Source organism: Acinetobacter brisouii, assembly GCF_008993995.1.
Classification (GTDB): Bacteria; Pseudomonadota; Gammaproteobacteria; order Pseudomonadales; family Moraxellaceae; genus Acinetobacter; species Acinetobacter brisouii_A.
The window spans coordinates 1-5,082 of the sequence record NZ_BKNN01000107.1 but is presented as its reverse complement, the minus strand read 5'-3'; the positions used below and the strand labels follow the sequence as shown (position 1 = coordinate 5,082).

The following is a 5,082-nucleotide window of genomic DNA, read 5'->3' as shown; positions in this document are numbered from 1 at the left end:
GCTACCGAGAAAAAATAGACCATCGTAGCTATGCCGATCAGAACAACGGACTACAAGCCACCATCCATGAAGGCACCAAAGTCACACAATTACGCAGACAAGGCATAGACACTGAAATCAGCCGTTTTAATGACAACGTCAAACAGCAAAATAGCCAACAGCTTCACCAACAGAAACAGCAAAAAGAGAGCGTTTTACAGCGTGGTTTAAGCCGTGTCGATCAAGGTTTTGATCAATGGCAGAAGAACCAAGAAACCAAACGTCTAGAACTGGAACGCCAAGCGGAAATGAAGCGACAGCAAGAATTAGATAAACAACGAGCCGAGCAAGCACTCCGCAAGGCATCTCAAAAATTAGGTAGAGGCGGAATGTCGTTATGAGCAACCAAAATGATTTAGATGACCAATTATATATTTTACTGGCATCCATGAAGGAATATAGAGAAGCCATAGCAGACGATAACAAGCGATTAGAGCAGTTTTACAACCATGTCGCTAGCGGAGTGCTAGACAAGGCTGAAAAATCGCTAGAAAACGCAAATAAGAAGCATACAGGCGCATTAAACAACAGTATTCAGGCATTAAACGAAGCTACACACAGGCTCAACTTAAAACTTATCATTATTTTTGCTAGCACGTTTGTTGCTGTGATGATGGTATTCATTTTGGCTATCTTCTTATACATACCAAGCAAAGACGAAATTGATGCACGTAGAGCAGATATGGCTGTACTAAAAAAATATCCGTTACAAATCAAAGATTATGATGGAAAAACATTGGTCAGAATTATGACTAAAAAAGATTGTTATTCATTTGAGCCTAATAATGTCAAAGAAAAAACCTATGACTGGTGTCAGATCGACCCTAAAAAATACTAATAATGATTACTTTGCTCTGTTTCTTTCATTATGAAATCGACAACAGCAGTCGCAAGTTGCCCGACTTTGAAACATGGCTAAAGCCATATTTCAAAGTATCGGGCTAAGATAGGTTAAGCACCTAAACGCATTAATTTTTCTTGAATTGCATCACTGACAAAGGAGTTAAGAGAATTACTCGATGCTAGAACTGCTTTACGGTGTAAATCAGGGCTGATGCGTACATTAAACGTGCCTTTGAATGGCTGATCAGGTTTTTTACCCAGTTCAGCACAAGATTCTAAATAACCATCTACAGATTCTTGAAAAGCTTGCTCAAGGGCTTTTAATGTTTCTGCTTCATAGGTGATGAGGTCACGGATAAACGCAAGTTTCCCAAACAATTCGCCTGTTTCAAGATCAGGTTCAATCGTACCGAGATAGCCTTTGTATTTTAAATAGCTCATAAAAATCCCTCCTGCTTGAGTGCCTGTTTTACAGCTTTCAATGCCCCACCTTTGATTTCATTTTCAGGGTGCGGTCTGTGCAGTAAAATCATGTGTTCAGTTTTTTCATTAAAAAAACGAACGCGAGAGCCTGCCATTTCAAACTTTTCATAGCCGAGCTGATTAAGTAAAACGACTAAATCTTTATACGGAAATGTATTTTTTGAATTTCCGAATTTTTCGAGTAACTTTTCCGTTTTACCCATACTTTAACCCTGCTAGCTTTGCAACTAAGTATAGTTACTTTTAAACAAAAAATGCAACTGAATATAGTTTCATTTTTGCACAGCGACTATCACCTTAGATAAATTAAAATTTATTTTAACTTTAAATTTTAAAGTTGTTGACTTTTTTATATAGATTTATTAAATTTATTTTAACTTTTAAAAGGTGGTCATCATGAGTCTCATAAAAAAACTTCACAATAAACAAGCTACGGAAACCAAAATGATTTCAACATCAGTAAAAATTCCTCAAGTTATGGATGAAATAATCTCAGATTTAGCTGTATTTTTTGATTCCACTAAGCAAGAAGTAATTCTTGATCTATTGTCTGATGCAATAGATAACTATAAAGCTGAAGAAAAAAAGCTTTTGGAACAACAAGAAAATGAGATTGATGAGGATGAAAATAGCTTTATAACCGATCAAGATAATGTTGCTATTAATCATAATTATTTTCTTCTAAACACTTGTAAACGATATTCAATAGATGATCATCATTTCATGATTAATAATGGATATGCAGCAGCATTTGATGATGGATATAAACAACAAATAGAACGAATTAAGAAAGGAGATGTTGTTTTTTTATATGCTAACGGAAAAGGGATTTCAGGCTACGGTATAGCATCAGGTCAAATCATAAAAATTGACCATGATGGTGTACCAGAAAATTGCTACTACCAAGTTCTAGAGAACTATCAAAGACTAGATACACCTTTAAAAGCAAAAGATATTCGAGACATTTGTACTAGAACTCCAGTATTTTTAAAGACACTATCTAAAATTAATAAAAAAGATGGTCAGATTATTCATAATAATTTGAATAATTAAATATATAAAACAGCCCATTCAGGCTGAATGGGCTGTTTTATAATTTTTTCATGTTCCACGGTTTTGATTAGTTCTTTTAAATAATCAAATCCTAGATGATAAGAACCGAGCGAGTGTCTACGAGCGATTGAGCATCATAAAAATTTCGCCCTTGCCTTTTCCCTGATTACAGACTCCCCTTAGCTTAATAACGAAAGCTACAGAGCATCCCGAAGGGTGCGAACTTTGGAGCTTTTGCTTTTGAAAAGTCACGAGCAAAGCGAGTGCCATAGTTCTGTTTTTGATTTTGAAATCTATAACTGGAATAAATTAAAAACTGCCCCCTCGAAGCGAGGAACGAGCTTCAATAGAGTATGAGCTTTAGCGAATACCTAGGGCAGTTTTAAGCACTCCCCTATTTTAATAGTTTTAATAGTTTTAATAGTTTTAGACAGCATGAAAGCCTTATATAGCAATGGTCTTCAGGCTTATACAACGACAGATTTACCCTTATACAACGACAGATTTACCCTTATACAACGACAGATTTACCCTTATACAACGACAGATTTACCCTATATAACGACAACAAAAATTAATGTTGTTTTTTAATTAACACTTTTATAATATAGTGTCGTTCTATTGCAGAAAAATAATTCTTAAACTAAATGAAAAATGATCTAGTTATAAAAAGTAATACTCTTATTGAAGCTTGCTTTAATCTAAGTTTGACTGAATACCGAATACTACATGTAGCGTTCACTGAATTAGCTGAATATGAAAGTGATAAAGGCTTATTCCATACACGAGAATTTAGAGTGTATGCAAAAGACTACTCCAAGCTATTTAATACAGATGAATCAGATGCTTATAAGGTATTAAGGGATGCCAGTGAGCGATTGTTTAATCGTTATTTCACGTATGACAGGGTCTATCAAAAACCTGATTTTATAGAATGTGTTAAATCAAGATGGGTGCAAAAAATTAGTTATGCAGATACGCAGGGATATATTAAATTTCAGTTAGCCGATGATGTTTTTGGCATGATTGGACAACTTAAAGATTGTTTCACACGATATAGATTATCTAAAACAGCACAACTAACTAGCGTTTATGCTATTCGTATTTATGAAATGATGATTCAATGGCAAAGTACGAAAGTTGTTCCAGTAATCGAATTAAATACGTTAAGAGAACGCCTTGCTATTGAGGAGCATGAATATCCTAGAGTCTACGATTTTAAGAATCGTGTCTTAGACCCTGCTATTAAACAAATTAATAAATATACAGATATCACAGTAAGTTACGAGCAACACAAGCAAGGACGTATCATTTCTGGATTTTCATTTAAATTTAAGCAAAAAAAAGATGATAAACCTAAAATCAATACTAAGCGTGATCCCAACACTCCTGACTTTTTTGTCAAAATGACTGATGCTCAACGCCATTTATTTGCCAATAAAATGTCTGAAATGCCTGAAATGAGTAAGTATTCGCAAGGCACGGAAAGCTACCAACAATTTGCTATCCGTATTGCAGACATGCTTTTAGAACCTGAAAAATTCAGAGAGCTTTACCCATGTTTAGAGAAAGCAGGATTTAAACCATGATGCAACTGGAGAACCTAACAGCCAATTTTCAAGGCGTTCAAATTAAGTATACCGACATCGTTAATTATGAAATTGCGAGGGAAAATATATGCGGTTATATTTTCCTATTATCCCGAATATCCAAAAATGCCGAACCTACCGAAAAAATGCCGATGGAAAGCAAAATAGAGGACTTAATTTACTATCGAGATAATTTGCAGATCGAAGATAAGGAAAATGTTCAAAAGGTCTTAAATGAGCTTATTCTAGAGTATAAAGCCGAGCAAGAAAAACAAAGAGCTAATAAAAATCAGGTTTGAATTAAGCTATTAGATTTTAAAAATTTATCAATCAATTTCAACAACTTAATTCGCTTACTGCCTTTTCTAACAGTCTTTTTGTCAATTAGGAAAAGATCAGTCCATCCCAAATTAATATGATGCTCATTTTGAGGTAGCTCTAGAATGATCGAGTGATTAAATTTTTCATTCACTGGGCTAAAAACAACAATATAAGGCTCACTTCCTATTGGATTTGAAACCATGAGAGAGAAGTCAAAATCTTTGTAGACATCTTCTGTATGAGATAAAGATGAATTAGCCTCAATCTCAAAAAACTGTTTAAAAAAAGCTTTTTTATCCATTTTTAACTACCTAAATATTTGTAGATTCTGGTTTTAAAGGCAAATCAAAAAGCTGTCTATCTCTATTTTCTGTTAAATATTCATTGAGTTCAGCGAGTATTTTTTCTTTGTTGGCTTCGTTACTTTGCATCTTTTTAATTAAATAAGAACCGAGCAAAATTTTACGCCGAGTATCATCCTTTCTTTCCTGCTCTTTTTGCTTTGACCTTTCTCTAGCTTCGATAGCTTGTTTTCGAGCCTTTAACTGTTTCAGCTTCTCTAATTGGGCTTCAATTTTCTTTTCAATATTTTCAGTTGATTTTGTCATAACGTCCAATTTCGGGATATAGAAAACCACTCAAGCATAAGGCTCTATGAACTAGAGTTCAAGCGAGCTATATGCTATCGTGTTTTTCATGAAATGCGCACTTACGACTTGGATTTCATCCAAGTCAAAGTTTGCGTAAGGGGATA

Annotated in this window: 8 protein-coding genes and 1 pseudogene; 5 read left to right on the top strand and 4 right to left on the bottom strand. The window is 34.4% G+C overall.

Features of this window, described 5'->3' with window-relative positions; all coding sequences use genetic code 11:
- Together GBN19_RS14485 and GBN19_RS14480 are read left to right on the top strand one after the other, a co-directional pair.
- Positions 1-380 (top strand): annotated as a pseudogene (locus GBN19_RS14485) (MobA/MobL family protein); the annotation flags it as partial.
- Positions 377-877 (top strand): hypothetical protein, encoded by a 501-nt coding sequence (locus tag GBN19_RS14480; RefSeq protein WP_151778608.1) that lies wholly within the window; start codon positions 377-379, stop codon positions 875-877. The pseudogene GBN19_RS14485 and the gene GBN19_RS14480, both read left to right, overlap by 4 nt.
- A 113-nt stretch (positions 878-990) precedes the next feature.
- Here GBN19_RS14480 and GBN19_RS14475 read toward each other — a convergent pair whose 3' ends face one another.
- Positions 991-1,323, bottom strand: coding sequence for a type II toxin-antitoxin system HicB family antitoxin (locus tag GBN19_RS14475; RefSeq protein ID WP_151778607.1), 333 nt, complete (start codon positions 1,321-1,323; stop codon positions 991-993).
- Positions 1,320-1,568: a type II toxin-antitoxin system HicA family toxin gene (locus tag GBN19_RS14470; RefSeq protein ID WP_151778606.1), complete on the bottom strand. Its 249-nt coding sequence runs from the start codon at positions 1,566-1,568 to the stop codon at positions 1,320-1,322. The genes GBN19_RS14475 and GBN19_RS14470 overlap by 4 nt, the downstream gene beginning before the upstream one ends.
- A 193-nt stretch (positions 1,569-1,761) precedes the next feature.
- Here GBN19_RS14470 and GBN19_RS14465 point away from each other — a divergent pair, with 193 nt between their 5' ends.
- From GBN19_RS14465 to GBN19_RS14455, 3 genes are all read left to right on the top strand, one after another.
- Positions 1,762-2,418 (top strand): hypothetical protein, encoded by a 657-nt coding sequence (locus tag GBN19_RS14465; protein ID WP_151778605.1) that lies wholly within the window; start codon positions 1,762-1,764, stop codon positions 2,416-2,418.
- A 647-nt stretch (positions 2,419-3,065) separates the two neighbouring features.
- The gene (gene repM / locus GBN19_RS14460; protein WP_151778604.1) at positions 3,066-4,007 is read left to right on the top strand and encodes a replication initiation protein RepM; all 942 of its coding nucleotides are present in this window, start codon (positions 3,066-3,068) and stop codon (positions 4,005-4,007) included.
- Complete coding sequence (locus GBN19_RS14455) at positions 4,004-4,306, top strand: hypothetical protein (protein WP_151778603.1); 303 nt, start codon at positions 4,004-4,006, stop codon at positions 4,304-4,306. The genes repM and GBN19_RS14455 overlap by 4 nt, the downstream gene beginning before the upstream one ends.
- On the opposite strand, the gene GBN19_RS14450 is transcribed toward GBN19_RS14455, so the two are convergent.
- Together GBN19_RS14450 and GBN19_RS14445 are read right to left on the bottom strand one after the other, a co-directional pair.
- Entirely contained in the window at positions 4,297-4,629 is a 333-nt protein-coding gene (locus GBN19_RS14450) for a hypothetical protein (RefSeq protein ID WP_151778602.1), read from the bottom strand. The genes GBN19_RS14455 and GBN19_RS14450 overlap by 10 nt on opposite strands.
- A gap of 10 nt (positions 4,630-4,639) precedes the next feature.
- Positions 4,640-4,936, bottom strand: a complete 297-nt coding sequence (locus tag GBN19_RS14445) for a mobilization protein (protein ID WP_151778601.1) — start codon at positions 4,934-4,936, stop codon at positions 4,640-4,642.
- Positions 4,937-5,082 lie beyond the last annotated feature (146 nt).